Annotated in this window: 12 protein-coding genes; 8 read left to right on the top strand and 4 right to left on the bottom strand. The window is 43.0% G+C overall.

Features of this window, described 5'->3' with window-relative positions:
• The first annotated feature begins 66 nt into the window (after nucleotides 1-66).
• From MED121_RS19935 to MED121_RS19910, 6 genes are all read left to right on the top strand, one after another.
• Nucleotides 67-1,509 carry a TolC family protein gene (locus MED121_RS19935; RefSeq protein ID WP_050764626.1) on the top strand — a complete coding sequence of 481 codons (1,443 nt, stop codon included), beginning with the start codon at nucleotides 67-69 and terminating at the stop codon, nucleotides 1,507-1,509.
• Nucleotides 1,510-1,517: 8 nt separating this feature from the next.
• Nucleotides 1,518-2,849, top strand: a complete 1,332-nt coding sequence (locus MED121_RS19930; RefSeq protein WP_009835581.1) for an efflux RND transporter periplasmic adaptor subunit — start codon at nucleotides 1,518-1,520, stop codon at nucleotides 2,847-2,849.
• Entirely contained in the window at nucleotides 2,846-5,980 is a 3,135-nt protein-coding gene (locus tag MED121_RS19925; RefSeq protein WP_009835580.1) for a CusA/CzcA family heavy metal efflux RND transporter, read from the top strand. The genes MED121_RS19930 and MED121_RS19925 overlap by 4 nt, the downstream gene beginning before the upstream one ends.
• 24 nt (nucleotides 5,981-6,004) lie before the next feature.
• Nucleotides 6,005-6,346 carry a copper resistance CopC family protein gene (locus MED121_RS19920; RefSeq protein ID WP_009835579.1) on the top strand — a complete coding sequence of 114 codons (342 nt, stop codon included), beginning with the start codon at nucleotides 6,005-6,007 and terminating at the stop codon, nucleotides 6,344-6,346.
• 237 nt (nucleotides 6,347-6,583) lie between these two features.
• Nucleotides 6,584-8,863 carry a heavy metal translocating P-type ATPase gene (locus MED121_RS19915; protein ID WP_009835578.1) on the top strand — a complete coding sequence of 760 codons (2,280 nt, stop codon included), beginning with the start codon at nucleotides 6,584-6,586 and terminating at the stop codon, nucleotides 8,861-8,863.
• The gene (locus MED121_RS19910) at nucleotides 8,860-9,213 is read left to right on the top strand and encodes a cupredoxin domain-containing protein (RefSeq protein WP_009835577.1); all 354 of its coding nucleotides are present in this window, start codon (nucleotides 8,860-8,862) and stop codon (nucleotides 9,211-9,213) included. Before MED121_RS19915 ends, MED121_RS19910 begins: the two co-directional genes overlap by 4 nt.
• 131 nt (nucleotides 9,214-9,344) lie before the next feature.
• Here MED121_RS19910 and MED121_RS19905 read toward each other — a convergent pair whose 3' ends face one another.
• The 3 genes from MED121_RS19905 to MED121_RS19895 form a co-directional block, all read right to left on the bottom strand.
• Nucleotides 9,345-10,199 carry a CopD family protein gene (locus MED121_RS19905; RefSeq protein WP_009835576.1) on the bottom strand — a complete coding sequence of 285 codons (855 nt, stop codon included), beginning with the start codon at nucleotides 10,197-10,199 and terminating at the stop codon, nucleotides 9,345-9,347.
• A gap of 79 nt (nucleotides 10,200-10,278) precedes the next feature.
• Nucleotides 10,279-10,626: a copper resistance protein CopC gene (locus MED121_RS19900; protein WP_009835575.1), complete on the bottom strand. Its 348-nt coding sequence runs from the start codon at nucleotides 10,624-10,626 to the stop codon at nucleotides 10,279-10,281.
• A 51-nt stretch (nucleotides 10,627-10,677) separates the two neighbouring features.
• Entirely contained in the window at nucleotides 10,678-11,004 is a 327-nt protein-coding gene (locus MED121_RS19895) for a hypothetical protein (RefSeq protein WP_131471009.1), read from the bottom strand.
• 278 nt (nucleotides 11,005-11,282) lie between these two features.
• On the opposite strand from MED121_RS19895, the gene MED121_RS19890 reads away from it, so the two are divergent.
• On the top strand, nucleotides 11,283-12,122 hold the full coding sequence (locus MED121_RS19890) for an ion transporter (RefSeq protein WP_036181273.1): 840 nt from the start codon (nucleotides 11,283-11,285) through the stop codon (nucleotides 12,120-12,122).
• A 75-nt stretch (nucleotides 12,123-12,197) separates the two neighbouring features.
• Here MED121_RS19890 and MED121_RS19885 read toward each other — a convergent pair whose 3' ends face one another.
• Nucleotides 12,198-13,016, bottom strand: coding sequence for a helix-turn-helix transcriptional regulator (locus MED121_RS19885; protein ID WP_009835572.1), 819 nt, complete (start codon nucleotides 13,014-13,016; stop codon nucleotides 12,198-12,200).
• 204 nt (nucleotides 13,017-13,220) lie between these two features.
• Here MED121_RS19885 and MED121_RS19880 point away from each other — a divergent pair, with 204 nt between their 5' ends.
• Nucleotides 13,221-14,741 (top strand): Na+/H+ antiporter NhaC family protein, encoded by a 1,521-nt coding sequence (locus MED121_RS19880; RefSeq protein WP_009835570.1) that lies wholly within the window; start codon nucleotides 13,221-13,223, stop codon nucleotides 14,739-14,741.

Raw genomic sequence — 14,741 nt, 5'->3', positions numbered from 1 at the left:
ATTGTTTTTGGCCTTATTTCGATGAAATACGCCAAGTTCTTCAATGTTAAGAAAGGAGCCTGGTTAATGTATTTAGCTAAGCGTCTGAGTATTCAGTTACTCGTTTTAATGTCTGCTTTTACCCAGCAAGTAACAGGGCAGACCCTATCAAATAACCGTTTGGAAGTGAGTGAAAAACACCTTCTAACGGAGTTAATTACAGAGGCGATTAGTCGTGATGAATGGCTGGATGCCAATCAATTATTTGTCTCTTCTTTACAGGCCGAATCCATAAAAAGTGGTGAACTAGCTAACCCTAAATTGAGTTTAGGTTTAGCCAATATGCCTTTAGATAGCTTGGACTTTAATCAAGAGGCAATGACTCAGTTAAAGTTCTCTATTAGCCAAATGCTACCAAGGGGCGATAGTCTGGCGCTGAAAAAAGAAACTTGGCAACAAAAGGGTCACCTTGCTCAGGTACAGCAATACCAAAGAGCGGCACAAATAGAGCGGGATGTGTCCTTATTGTGGTTGGCCATATTTGAAGCCAAGCAAAGCATTGCCTTGATTGAGGCTAATCGTGGTTTGTTTGAACAGCTGTTGGAGGTGTCTCAAGCGAGCTACTCGTCAGCATTAGGACGGACTAGCCAAGGGGATATCATCAAGGCTGAATTAGAGTTAATACGCCTTGAAGATAGATTAACGAGTTTAGCCCTGACCAAACAAGCGAAATATGCGCAATTAAGCCATTGGCTAGGTGATCTTGAATCATGGCCAAAGCCGAAAAATTTGCCGCAAGTGAATCTCAAACAAGCGCGCTTTTATCCTGCTGATCCAGTTTACTTAGATAACAAAGGCCACTTAGATGACAAAGGCCACTTAAAGAAGAAAGAGCACACGCTTAATCGCTCAATATCGGATCAAACTCTGATTAAACAGCTTAATCAGCATCCAAGTCTAGTGGCGCTAGATGAGAAAGCTCAGCTTGCTCAAGTGAATATGTCATTGGCTAAACAAGCTTATCAGCCACAATGGGGGCTAAACGCAAGTTATGGTTATCGAGATGATGCAGACAATGGCATGTCTCGCAGTGACTTTCTTTCACTTGGTGTCACCTTAGATATGCCTATCTTCTCAAAAACGGCACAAGATGCGGGAGTGAAGTCGAAGCAACTGGCGCTTAATGCTATTGCCTTTGAACAAGCGTTAGAGCTCAAACAAATGCTAGCAAAATACCGTGTCATTCAGTCTAAAGTTGCCAAATTAAATCAGCGTGATCACTTGTACCAATCCGCCTTGATACCTCAATTAAAACAGCAAGAAGACATCTTATTAGCCGCTTATAAGAGTAATGAAGGGCCATTTTCTGATGTGATTAAAGCTCGCATTGAAAGCTTAAACGCCAAGATTCAAGCCCTTGTTATCTCTGTTGCTCTGCAAAAACAAAAAGTCGAATTCAATTATTTATTTGCCACAGCCAACGACTTTGGGCTGGGTGCAGGTTTAGCCGCCTCAACGTCTTCTTACTAGGAAATAGCATGAAACCTTTTTTAAAAAATAGCCTAATCATAGGCGTGAGTTTATCCATTGGGGCCGTATCAGCGTTAACCGCTTATACATATTTTCAACCCCTTAACGCTATTGATAGTTCTTTAGCTGAAATGGCGATAGACGAGCCCTTGTATTGGGTTGCCCCTATGGACCCAAATTATCGTCGTGATAAACCAGGCCAATCGCCGATGGGAATGGACCTGATACCTGTTTATGCCAATGAGGCCAATCAAGATTCAGGTGCTGGGACAGTGCAGATCTCCCCCGAAGTTATCAACAGTTTAGGCGTACGTACTGGCGTGGCGAGTCTTAATCGACTCAATCTAAATGTGAGTACGGTTGGTTATGTACAATATGATCAAGATAAAATTCAGCACCTTCACCCTAGAGTCGAAGGCTGGATAGAAGAAGCCTATATCAAAGCCAGTGGTGAAAAAATCACTCAGGGTCAGCCTTTATATCGTCTTTATTCTCCTGCATTAGTGAATGCCCAAGAAGAGTATCTTTTTGCGTTAGGGCGCAAGGATAAAAGCTTAATCAAAGGCGCTAAAGAAAGGCTACTAGCGTTGAACTTCCCGCCAACAGAAATTAAACGATTAACGCGAACGTTAAAAGTACAGCAAAGCGTTACCTTTTTCGCCCCTAGTGATGGTGTAGCAGACTACCTAAATATGGTTGATGGCATGTTTATTAAGCCTGGCATGGAGCTGTTATCAATCGCTTCATTGGATGAGGTATGGGTCGAAGCTGAGGTGTTTGAAAAGCAAACCAGCTTAATTAAAGAAGGTCTTGCTGTGCAAATGTCATTGGATTATCTACCCGGTAAAAGCTGGTTAGGTGTGGTGGATTATGTTTATCCAACACTGGACCTTGCTAGTCGGACTTTAAGAGTACGCATGCGTTTTGATAATCAAGAACAAGCGTTAAAGCCTAATATGTTTGCCAAAATTAACATCCTTATTGATGAGGCTGCACCAAGCTTACAGGTGCCAAAAGAAGCTGTTATCAGAGTAGAGCAGTCTAACCGTGTGGTGCTAGCGCTTGGTGAAGGTCGCTTTAAATCTATTAATGTGGAAATAGGTCGTACAGATAAGGATTCTATCGAAATCGTTTCAGGTTTGTTTGAAGGGGATGAAGTTGTCACCTCAGCGCTCTTCTTACTGGATTCTGAATCGAGTAAAAGCTCAGACTTTAAACGCTTTAATTACCCTTCATCGTCTGTCATGGACATGAGTGAAATGGATCATGGCTCAATGGATCATAGTCAAATGCAAATGACCTCACCTATGAATATGTCAGAGGAGGGGAATAAACCATGATCAAGTCCATTATCTATTGGTCGATCAGTAATCGATTTATGGTGCTGCTAGCCACCTTATTATTATTGGTGTTAGGTCTTATCTCCTTAAAAAATACGCCTGTAGATGCGATTCCTGATACCTCAGATGTACAGGTGATTATTAAAACCAGCTTTGCAGGGCAAGCGCCACAAGTGGTGGAAGACCAAGTTACTTATCCACTGACAACCGCCATGCTTTCTGTACCCGGTGCGCAAACTGTCAGGGGTTACTCCTTCTTTGGCGACTCCTATGTGTACGTGATTTTTGATGATGATACGGACATGTATTGGGCTAGAAGCCGGGTATTAGAGTATTTGAGTCAGGTTGCCCCCTCTTTACCTGCGAATGCCAGATCCCAATTAGGTCCAGATGCTACGGGTGTTGGCTGGATTTATCTTTATGCCTTGGTGGATAAAACAGGTCAGCATGATCTTAGCCAATTAAGAAGCCTGCAAGATTGGTTCTTAAAGTATGAACTGCAAACCGTCCCTGGTGTGTCAGAAGTGGCGACGGTAGGCGGCATGGTGAAGCAGTATCAGGTCAAGGTAGATCCAGATAAATTAAGGGCCTTTGATATGCCCTTAGCCCATATTCAGCAAGCGATTAAACGAGGCAATCAAGAGGTTGGTGCCTCTGTGATTGAAATGGCTGAAGCAGAATATATGGTTCGCACCTCAGGCTATATTCAAGGGGTTAAGGATTTAGAGCTTTTGCCGCTAGGCGTAAACAAGCAAGGAACACCACTTTTATTACGTGACGTGGCGGATATTCAGGTTGGGCCGCAAATGCGGCGCGGTGTGGCTGAGCTTGATGGTGAAGGTGAAACCGTTGGCGGCGTCATCGTCATGCGCTTTGGTGAGAATGCACAAACCACAATCCAAGGCGTTAAGAGCAAACTCGAGAGTCTCAAGGCAAGTCTCCCTGATGGGGTAGAAGTCGTGACTGTCTATGATAGATCTGGCCTGATCGAAAGTGCGGTGCAAAACCTTTGGGAAAAACTTGCCGAAGAGCTGGCTGTAGTTGCTATTGTTTGCGTCATTTTCTTATTTCATGTGCGCTCTTCTTTAGTGGCTGTGTTTAGTTTGCCCGTGGGTATTTTAGCGGCTTTTATCATAATGAACCTGCAAGGCATTAATGCCAATATCATGTCTCTTGGCGGTATCGCCATTGCCATTGGCGCCATGATAGATGGGGCCATCGTCATGATAGAAAACATGCACAAACACATGGAGAAAACCCCGTTAACGAAAGAGAATCGTTGGCAAATAGTGGCACAATCTGCCAGTGAAGTGGGTCCCGCTCTATTCTTTAGTTTGCTCATTATTACTGTGAGTTTTGTACCGGTTTTCACCTTAGAGGCGCAAGAAGGCAAGATGTTCGCGCCTTTGGCTTATACCAAAACCTATGCCATGGCGGCATCGGCCTTATTAGCTGTGACCCTAGTTCCTGTGCTCATGGGCTACTTTATTCGCGGCAAGATATTACCTGAGCATAAGAACCCGGTTAATCGACTACTTACCTTTTTGTATTTGCCCGTGCTTAAGACAGTGTTGGCTTACCCTAAATCGACCTTGGCCTTAAGTCTTGTGGTGTTTGCTGTGGGGATCTGGCCCCTAGATAAGTTAGGCAGTGAATTTATTCCCCCTTTGGATGAAGGGGATCTTATGTATATGCCGACCACTTATCCTAGTGTGTCTATTGCCCAAGCTAGGCAAATCTTACAACAGTCGAATAAGTTAATTCGCACAGTGCCAGAAGTGGAAAGGGTGTTTGGCAAGGTGGGCCGCGCGGATACGGCAACAGATCCAGCGCCGCTGACCATGATAGAAACCTTTATTAAGCTCAAGCCAAAGACGCAGTGGCGTGAAGGTATGACAACGCAAAAGCTCAAAAAGGAGCTGGATGGTCTGATTCAATTTCCGGGCTTAACCAACGCTTGGGTCATGCCCATTAAGACACGTACCGATATGCTAGCAACTGGCATTAAAACCCCTGTGGGGATAAAAATAGCAGGGCCAGAGCTCGCGGTTATCCAAGAGATAGGCCAGCAAATAGAGCGCATCATAAAAGATGTCCCTGGGACAGCATCGGTTTATTCCGAAAGGGTTGCGGGTGGCCGTTACATCAAGGTGGATATTCGCCGTGAAGAAGCCGCAAGATACGGCATGAATGTGGCCGATATACAGGCAGTCGTTGCAACCGCTGTGGGAGGCATGAATGTCTCTCAGACGGTGGAAGGGCTAGAGCGTTATCCGATTAATGTGCGTTACCCGCAAGACTATCGTGACTCACCTGAGCAGTTATCTTTGTTGCCCGTGATTACCCCATCAGGTCAGCGTATTGCTTTAGGAGAGTTGGCCCATGTGTATGTGCAAGATGGACCGCCTGGCATAAAGAGTGAAAATGCCCGCTTAAATGGCTGGGCCTTTATCGATATTGAAGGCATGGATATTGGCCGTTATGTGGAGCAGGCTAAAGGCGTTCTTGCTGATGAACTGAGCATACCTGCTGGCTATTCCATTAGTTGGTCTGGCCAGTATGAGTATATGCAAAGGGCGAAAGCCAAGCTGACTTATGTGGTGCCTTTAACCCTGCTGATCATAGTCGTGCTGCTCTATTTGAATTTTAAAAATATGGTGGAGGTTGCCATCATAGTGGGCACCTTACCAATGGCGATTATCGGTAGCCTTTGGTTGATGTACCTTGAAGGTTATAACTTTTCTGTTGCTGTGGGAGTCGGCTTTATTGCCTTAGCAGGGGTCGCGGTAGAGATAGGCGTCATCATGCTGGTCTATCTCAATCAAGCCTATCAAGCCATGTTAACCAAGCATGCAGAGCAACAGCAGAACCCAAGTGTCCTTGCCTTACGTCAAGCTGTACTTGATGGCGCGGGTCTCAGAGTTCGACCTGTGATGATGACAGCTGCCACCATCATTGTTGGCCTGCTACCCATTATGTATGGCACAGGTACTGGTTCAGAAGTGATGAGCCGCATCGCAGCACCTATGGTTGGTGGCATGATCAGCGCCGTTATTCTCACCTTATTAGTCTTACCCGTTGTCTACTTTTTATGGCGTAAGCACAGCATTCAAAAACTTGAAAAAGCTTAATTTTAATAACCCTTGGAGAAATATATGAAAAACATCTTATTAGCCCTAGTGATCAATATCTTTATGACAAGTCCATTGTGGGCCAATGTAACCTTGGAGCAGAGCTTTCCTAAAAATGGTGCCATGTTTATGCAATCACCTGATAAGGTGCAGCTAAAATTTGCCAAAATGGTCAATCTTAAATCAATTCGTTTATTTGATGCGGCGGGTAATGTGAGTGTGTTAGCCGTGGGTGATGGTCGCCATAAAACTTTTTTTAGTGCTCCTATGATGCCGCTTAACAAAGGTAATTATCGAGTGGCTTGGAGTGCTGAAAGCCATGATGGCGAAGCGAAAACAGGCACATTCGATTTCATGGTGCATTAGGCTTAAGCTGATTTTATTAGTTGTCGCTTATCTAGAATGATAAATAACTAAAATCATAAATATAAAAACAAACAAAGAAGGGCACCTACTTAGGTGCCCTTCTTTGTGTTAGCACTGATTGTTTTGTTATTAACCATAAAATAAAGACATAAATATTCATTAAATTCAGGGTTTGACCTGGGTCTTACTCCAAGCTTTATAGTGATATGAGTTTTAGCTTAATTGTGAGGAGGAGTGATGGAAAAGTTAAGTCAAAGCCCAAAAATCATTCAAGAATTTATTATTGAAGGTGCAGGGTGTGCAAGCTGTGTGGGTAAGATAGAAACGGCCATTGCTAAGGTGGCTGATGTGGACTTTGTTGCCATGAACTTTGTCGATAGGAGCGTGCAAGTAAAAGGTAATGCAAAAAGTGATCTGATTGTAAAAGCGGTGGAAGATGCGGGCTATCACGCTAAGGCTTCTAACGCTCAAACAGCACAGGCTAGCCAAGAAGAGAAAGAGCAAGCAGAGGCACTTTATTATAAAAAGTTGATGAAGCAGTGCTACCTCGCCTTATCGCTAGGTGTGCCATTAATGTTTTATGGTTTGTTTATCGGCGAAATGACAGTCACATCAAGCACAGAGCAAATCGCTTGGCTGCTTGTTGGTTTACTGACGTTAGCTGTAATGCTTACCTCAGGCAGGCACTTTTATCTTGGGGCTTATCGCTCTTTTAAAAATCATAATGCCAATATGGATACTCTGATTGCTTTGGGTACAGGCACGGCTTGGCTTTATTCTATGGTGGTGGTGCTAGCACCTGATATTCTGCCTTTAATGGCACGTCATGTGTACTTTGAAGCCAGTATGATGATTATCGGCCTGATTAACCTTGGATTAGCATTAGAGCTTAAAGCCAGAGGAAAAACCTCAGAAGCCGTGAAGCGTCTAATCGGTTTGCAGGCTAAATCGGCTAGTGTGATTCGTGATAATCAAGAGATAAAAATAAGCCTAGAAGACGTTAGACTAGGCGATAAAATCAAAATCAGACCCGGTGAAAAAATTCCTGTAGACGGCATTATCCTTGAAGGTAATTCAAGTCTAGATGAGGCTATGCTAACGGGTGAACCTATGCCTGTGGCAAAAGGGCCAGATGATGAGGTTGCAGCAGGTACCATCAATACCAAGGGAAGTTTTATTTTTAAAGCCACGCGTATTGGTAAAGACACGGCCCTAGCGCAAATCATTCAAATGGTTAAACAGGCGCAAAATGCTAAACCGGCAATTGGTCGATTAGCGGATACTATCTCCGCTTACTTTGTGCCAAGTGTGATGATATTAGCGGTAGTCACTGGGCTTATTTGGCTTAACTTTGGACCTGACCCCGTGGTGGCCTTCGCTATAGCCAGCGCCTCTACTTTACTCATCATTGCCTGTCCTTGTGCCTTAGGTCTAGCGACGCCCATGTCTGTCATGGTAGGTGTCGGTAAAGCCGCAGAAGCAGGTGTCTTGATACGCAATGGTGAAGCCTTGCAAACCGCTTCTGATTTATCTGTCGTGGTATTGGATAAAACCGGCACCATTACCCAAGGTAAGCCTGCAGTCACTGATATTGAATGTTTTGACGACTTCACCCAAGAAGAGATTTTAAGGTTTGCAGCAAGTTTAGAGTTAAATTCTGAGCATCCTTTAGGCACGGCAATTGTTAATTCAGCCAAAGAGAAATCCATTTCTCTTGCTAGTGTAGATAGCTTTAATACTATGAGTGGTAAAGGGGTTGTGGGTCGAGTAGAGCAGCATTCTCTGGTCTTAGGTAATCAGCGCTTTTTGTTAGAGGAAGGGGTCGATATCAGCTCAGAGCAAGACTTAGCTAAGGCTTATGCAAGCTTGGCAAAAACACCTTTGTATTTTGCGATAGATGGCAAATTAGAGGCCATGATTGCAATCTCTGACCCCATTAAATCTGATTCGATTTCGGCGATAAAAACGCTGCAAGGGCAAGGCCTTAGAGTCATCATGCTAACGGGAGATAATACTCATACGGCAGCTGCAGTCGCTAAACATGTGGGTATTGATGAATACTTTGCCGATGTTTTGCCAGCAGATAAGGCTGACATTATTAAAAAGCTTCAGGCTCAAGGTGAAACTGTCGCCATGGTGGGTGATGGTATTAATGATGCTCCTGCACTGGCGTTAGCCAATGTTGGTTTTGCCATAGGCACGGGGACAGACGTGGCAATAGAAAGTGCGGATATCACCCTAATGCGTGGTGCGCTAACCAGTGTGGTGGATGCGATTGATATCAGCAAAGCCATACTGAAAAATATTAAGCAAAATCTATTTGGCGCTTTTATTTATAACTTAATAGGCATTCCATTGGCTGCAGGTGTGCTTTATCCCTTTTTTGGTATTTTACTAAGCCCAGTGATTGCAGGCGCTGCTATGGCCTTATCGTCAGTGACTGTGGTGACGAACGCTAATCGATTACGTTTGCTGAAGACCTCACAGACAACCTTACAAAGAGGAGAGATAGCATGATACTGGTGAATTTAATTGGACTTGTACTCATTGCATTTATTGTTTGGTGGTTCTGGTTATATCAGCCAAAACCACAAGTATTTGATACCCAGCATCAGGTGATTAAGGTTAACTCTGGCGTTTATCTTCCGGCTAAATTGATGCTTAAAGCGAATCAGGCCGTGCAACTTAGATTCTTAAGGGAAGATGAGGCTGCTTGTTCTCAAACCCTAGTGATACCGGATCTAGGCATCAGTGTTGATTTGTCGCTGGGCAAAGAGACACGGGTCGATTTGCCGCCGTTAGCGAAGGGAGAATATGCTTTTCATTGTCAGATGCAGATGTATCGTGGCCAATTGCTGGTGGCTTAACCTTACTTTTACTTAAATTAGCCAGTTTCTCATTAGCCTAGCTTCTAATATCTTAGTTAGTAAGAAGGAGAGTAAAGTGAAAACTTCACTCTCCTTTTTTATTAATAACTAAATGCTTTAGGGGCTACGCTTTAGGGGCTAATTAAGGTACTCAAAAAAGCACTTAAACTTAAAATCCCCAAACCGAGATAAATCTCAATTTTTAAAGAAGAGGCCATCTTCTTTGTACCATGCTTTGTCTGAAAATCAGGTACCAGCTTAAATTTATGCCACGCCGCGAGCGCTAAGATCGCCAAGACTAAAACGAGTTTGATAGCCAATGCTGCTCCCCAATTAGAGATTAATAATTCCAATTGAAAACCAGTAATGACATACACCAGAGTGACGCCTGCTAGCAGCAAGAAAGGCATGATAAAGCTGGCGTAATAGCCAAATCTTTCTAGTAGACCTTCGACAAAATGTGCTTTTTCTAAGTTAACCAAACACCATAAAGGGTAGAGGCTGCCTAACCAGAGAAAAGCAATGAGGATATGTAAACTCAAGATACCTTTTTCAATCAGACCCAACTCAGCAATATGGCCTGTAAAAGCAAAGGATAAGCTGATGCTGGCTAGCATGCAGACTAACAATATTCGGTTGATGAAAAGGTAATATAAAGCTGCAAAAAAACAGGTTAGTAACCCATAATTTAACGCCATACCTAAGCCAGAATCATACAAGATGCTTATCATCAGGGGGTCGAATAATCCTGCTAAACCTTCTTCTGCAAAGGCGCCAACCCTCACCCAAAAGAAGCCCAGGCTAGCAAACAGCAAAACGAGTAGGCTAATTAAAAAATAAGATTTTAAGCATTTGATAAAATGAGTAGATAAGGTCTTTTTGAACGAGCTTGTTTGGCTCAATAAGAGTCCAAATGCGGATCCTACAAGGCCAGATAACGCAAGATATAGGGCAAGTCTGAAAATTAAGCTAATGCTTTCCCACATAATCGTCTCCTTTAAAATTTAGTTAAGTCCAAGGTGTGTTTTAAGGTATCAAACATACCTTGGGCGTTAGTAAGGACTATTATTTTTGGTTAAAGCTAATCTTGCTTTTCATTTTATGACCATCATTTCCTAGGGAAATCCATTCTAGTTTGTATTGGCCCTCTTCTAATTTGGGAAGCGGAATGGAGAAATAAGTATTGGCTTTTGCACTTGGCTTAAAGCTAAGTGGAATCTTTTGTCCTTGATACTTAAGGGACAACTTAATTAAGCGGGAAGGTTTTTTAAAGTTTAATTCAATGGCTGTAAGAGGTGTGTCATAGCTGGCATTGTCAGCAGGGATAGAGGTTAGCATTTTGGCATGGGCAAGTAGGTTGCTGCTTGCAAATATGATGCTAAAGCCAAGCATTAAAGAAATTAGTGTTTTCATGGTATTTATCTCGTTTGAATAAAAAAATTAGAACTTATATTTCATAATGAATTAAACAAATGAGACTTTGGGTGGCCGTATAAGGCGGGATAAAGGCGTGTCAGGCCAATGTATGAAAATGGTCTGACTATCTGAAAGAAGCGGTAACCCTGTGTTTTTCTCAAGATCTAACATCAGGGCTGAACAGGTGTCTATATGGCAGCATTCAAGCTTAGCCGAAATGGTTTGGCTTTTTCTACATTCGGTTTCTAAAAATGCTTGCGAGTACAAAGGATTAAATGTGCGATCAGAAGAAAGCTGAACATCTTCTGAATTAAGAGCGTTAGCATGACCAAAAGGTGACGCTTGGGCACTCAAGGATAATAAGCATAATATCATTAAGCTCAATACCTTAAACCACATATAGACACCCTCATTTCATTAGACCTTAAATATAACAGCTCACTCTCTTTATAACTAGGTTTCAGGGTCTTTGATCGTCGCTGAGTTTGGCTCAGAATAATCGATATAATCTCTTTTCTTTCTGTGTCGAGACTTTTATGATGGCGCAACTTAGAGTCACATGCCTAGCATCTTTTTGATATGAATGGCTTGAGTAAAATCACATGTGGCCTTTAAATCAGACCTTTAATCTAGACATTAAGAGAGACAAGACAATGCAAAAAACTGACTCGAAAAGTTGGTTTAGCCTAATAAAGTTAGTGGAGTCCAGTGCTTGGTTCCAAGGCTTTATCATTAGCATCATTATTATTGCTGCGTTAACCGTAGGTGCAAAAACCTATGCTCTGCCGCCAGCGGTTGAAATAGCCATTAATTATCTTGATAGCTTTATTACTATCTTTTTCTTAGTCGAAATTATTTTGCGCTTTGTGGCCTGTGATAATAAAAAAGCCTTCTTCAAAGATCCTTGGAATATTTTTGACTCTATTATCGTAATAGGTAGTCTTTTACCTATCTCGGAAAGTGACATGGTACTCGTTGGACGCTTGTTAAGAGTATTTCGAGTATTGCGTCTGGTGTCCATCATTCCAGACCTGCGCTACCTGATAAATGCCTTATTAAAGGCTATCCCAAAAATGGGTTATATCGCCCTGTTAATGTTTATCATTTTCTACCTATTTGCTGCGGTAGGTGCCATCTTCTTTGAAGATGTTAATCCGACGCTTTGGGGAGATATTGCCACGGCTATGCTGACGCTATTTAGGGTGGCGACCTTCGAAGACTGGACGGATGTCATGTACGAAACCATGGCGGTTTATCCTTTTAGTTGGATCTACTACATCATCTTTATCTTCTTAACGGCTTTTGTATTCTTAAACATGATGGTGGGTGTGGTACTTGATGTCATGACGCAAGAAACCAATAAACAAGAGCATGATGCCCAAGAACAAAACCATGCTGAGTTGATGAATCAGATGCAGCAAATGCAACAACAGATTGTCGCGTTAAATGAAAAGCTTGATGACAAATTGAATGAGAAAAGCGATAAAAGCTAGTATTTAACTGGCTTTGATTAGTTAAATAAGAAGAGGGCGAAAGCCCTCTTTTTTTGTTCTAATTGCTCATTAAAACTAAGCCTTGGCCCTAAAGTTCCAATGCTCATTGGGGCCTTGATTATTGATCATCTCTTGAATAGCTTCGTCTATATCCTTGTCATGTGGCTCGTAAAATCGGCACATGGCGAGCGCTTTGCGTAAGTTAATATTAGTGCCTAAATATTCCATCAACACTCTTGAGCTAGTAGGCATACGCTCATCACTGGCCGATACGCCTAAGCGCAAACCATGTAGCCAGCTGATGCGATTTTTAAAGGTAGGGAACATGATGGTTTGGGTAATTTCATTAAAGGTGAGTGATTCATAATCCATCATAAAAATACGGTCGGAGAGGTAATACGCTATGCCGAGATATTTGCAATGGCACACCTCTTTATCCCATTTCTCTTTGCCTTCTATTAACCTTTCTGTGCGTTGAAAAACGACCTTCTCTCCTTGTTTCTCAAGACACACAAGAGACCTTAGGATTTTGCCTGGATTGCCCATAGAGTAGTAATACTCAAAATAATAACCTAGGTATTTTTCTAGTTCAGGGCTCGACTTTTGTTGCAGCTGATTAAGGTGATCCAATTCGATACTTTCATCTGTATGAGTTACTTGCCTTGGACTGACCTGTACTAACCTTTCGAACTGGCTATGGGGTAAATGTAACTCATGTTCGGCCACATCAAAAAACTCACAAATACGACGCAAAGTGTTGGCGGCGGGTTTGTGTTTGCCGCTTAAGTATCGATTGAACTGAGGTCGGCTTATTCCTAAACGTTGGGTTACTTCGCTTATGGATTTGTAATAACTACAGAGCAGTCTCAAGTTTTGAGCAAAATCTTCATTCATGATTTACCGACCTAAGCGAATTCAAACATCAAGGAGTGAAATAAGCATAGCAGGGCAAGGAGCGACTAATAAAGACGCACTTTGGTGTACTAGTTGCGCCAAAGTGCGCCAATTAAGGTCAAGGTGTCAAATACCTCAAGCGAAATCCATTTGTTTTACTAAACCTCAGCAGCTGATTTATCTGCCCTTTAAAGGCATAGAGAAATGAGCGCCAACTTCCTAAATAAGAAAAAGATCGAGGAAAAGAGTATGACAAATCAACCAAAACTGAGCTTTTATGGCGGCCCTTGGACGTCATTTTTACCCATATTAAGCTTTGTTATTGTCGCAATTTATGTTGCTACTGCGCTGGAAGAAGCGACTATTCAAGGTATGTGGGTGGGCATCTTAGGCGGGCTTTTAGGGACCTTCTTATTAGCTAAAGATAAATCCCTGTATAGCGAAACTATTATGAAAGGCATGGCGAGTAAGGTGGCGATCGCCCCTGTCGCCGCTTGGATTTTTGCAGGTATCTTTGCCACTGTTTTAAGGTCATCGGGTCTAGTGGATGGCATTTTGTGGGCGGCTTATCACACTGGCGCAACAGGCACTGTCTTTGTGGCAGTGAGTTTTATGGCCAGTGCGCTTTTTGCTACCGCAGCCGGAACGGGGTTTGGCACCATTGCCGCAGGTATGGGTGTCTTGTATCCAGCGGGTGTTTTGTTAGGTGCTGATCCTTTCTTGATGGCAGGTGCTATCGTTGGTGGTGGCGCTTTTGGTGATAACCTTGCGCCTATTTCAGATACCACAATTTCTTCTGCAGCCAGTCAAAATACAGATATCGGCGGCGTGGTTCGTTCTCGTCTTAGATACTCCTTAACCGCGGGTGCGATAACGTTAGTTTTACTTGTTGTTTTTAGCCTCTTAAGTACAGGGTCGTCTGTTGGTGTGCCTTATGAGCAACTGGCGGATCATATGGACCCTAAAGGCTTAATCATGCTGATTCCTGCTTTAGCCGCTATCTATGTGGCGATGAAAAAGGGCGATGTGATTTTTGCCACGACCATAGGTATTTTACTTGGCATGCTGGTGGCTGTGCTATCTGGTCTTAATACCTTAGAAGCCTTTGTCTCCGTAAAAGATGGTGCTTTAATTAATGGTGTCGCTGGCTGGATGGCAGACTTATCTATCTTAGTTTTACTGCTCGCGGGTGGTATTCGCCTTATGTTAGATGGCGGTGGTAGCGATCGATTAATCAACTTATTAAAAGGCATGGTAAATAGCCCTCGTGGGGCCGAGGCATCATCGGCGGGTTTATCCCTTTTCTTGTCTTCTATGATGAGTATTAATGCCCCTGCCATTTTAGCGGTTGGCCTTTCTTATGCTAAACCTGTGGGCGAAAAATTCGGTCTGCACCCTTATCGTCGTGCCAATATTATCGATAGTATGGCCTGTACTTTGGTTTACTCATTGCCTTGGTCTGCTGCCCTGTTATTTGCTTCAGGTTTATCTTTTAAAGCCGCAGAATCTTTTGAAGGTGTCCCTGCATTAACACCAATCGAAATGACACCATGGATCATCTATGCCTGGGTGCTATTAGTTGTTATGACTTTCTCTATTATCACGGGTTGGGGGCGTCGTTTTGCTGATGAGAAATCAGACACTGAGCTTGCGCTTGAGAAACAAGCGAATGAAGAGAAAGCGGCTTTAGCTAAGCAATCCTTTGAAAAGAATGCCAAGGCTTAA

This window comes from Marinomonas sp. MED121 (assembly GCF_000153025.1).
Classification (GTDB): domain Bacteria; phylum Pseudomonadota; class Gammaproteobacteria; order Pseudomonadales; family Marinomonadaceae; genus Marinomonas.
This window is presented reverse-complemented; position numbering and strand designations above follow the sequence as displayed.

What these genes read in the sequence shown, in the direction of transcription:
- MED121_RS19935 (WP_050764626.1), top strand. Translation starts at nt 67, where the DNA reads ATGTATTTAGCTAAGCGTCTGAGTATTCAGTTACTCGTTTTAATGTCT.
- MED121_RS19880 (WP_009835570.1), top strand. Translation starts at nt 13,221, where the DNA reads ATGAGCGCCAACTTCCTAAATAAGAAAAAGATCGAGGAAAAGAGTATG.
- MED121_RS19925 (WP_009835580.1), top strand. Translation starts at nt 2,846, where the DNA reads ATGATCAAGTCCATTATCTATTGGTCGATCAGTAATCGATTTATGGTG.
- MED121_RS19890 (WP_036181273.1), top strand. Translation starts at nt 11,283, where the DNA reads ATGCAAAAAACTGACTCGAAAAGTTGGTTTAGCCTAATAAAGTTAGTG.
- MED121_RS19885 (WP_009835572.1), bottom strand. Translation starts at nt 13,016, where the DNA reads ATGAATGAAGATTTTGCTCAAAACTTGAGACTGCTCTGTAGTTATTAC.
- MED121_RS19900 (WP_009835575.1), bottom strand. Translation starts at nt 10,626, where the DNA reads ATGAAAACACTAATTTCTTTAATGCTTGGCTTTAGCATCATATTTGCA.
- MED121_RS19930 (WP_009835581.1), top strand. Translation starts at nt 1,518, where the DNA reads ATGAAACCTTTTTTAAAAAATAGCCTAATCATAGGCGTGAGTTTATCC.
- MED121_RS19920 (WP_009835579.1), top strand. Translation starts at nt 6,005, where the DNA reads ATGAAAAACATCTTATTAGCCCTAGTGATCAATATCTTTATGACAAGT.
- MED121_RS19910 (WP_009835577.1), top strand. Translation starts at nt 8,860, where the DNA reads ATGATACTGGTGAATTTAATTGGACTTGTACTCATTGCATTTATTGTT.
- MED121_RS19895 (WP_131471009.1), bottom strand. Translation starts at nt 11,004, where the DNA reads ATGATATTATGCTTATTATCCTTGAGTGCCCAAGCGTCACCTTTTGGT.
- MED121_RS19905 (WP_009835576.1), bottom strand. Translation starts at nt 10,199, where the DNA reads ATGTGGGAAAGCATTAGCTTAATTTTCAGACTTGCCCTATATCTTGCG.
- MED121_RS19915 (WP_009835578.1), top strand. Translation starts at nt 6,584, where the DNA reads ATGGAAAAGTTAAGTCAAAGCCCAAAAATCATTCAAGAATTTATTATT.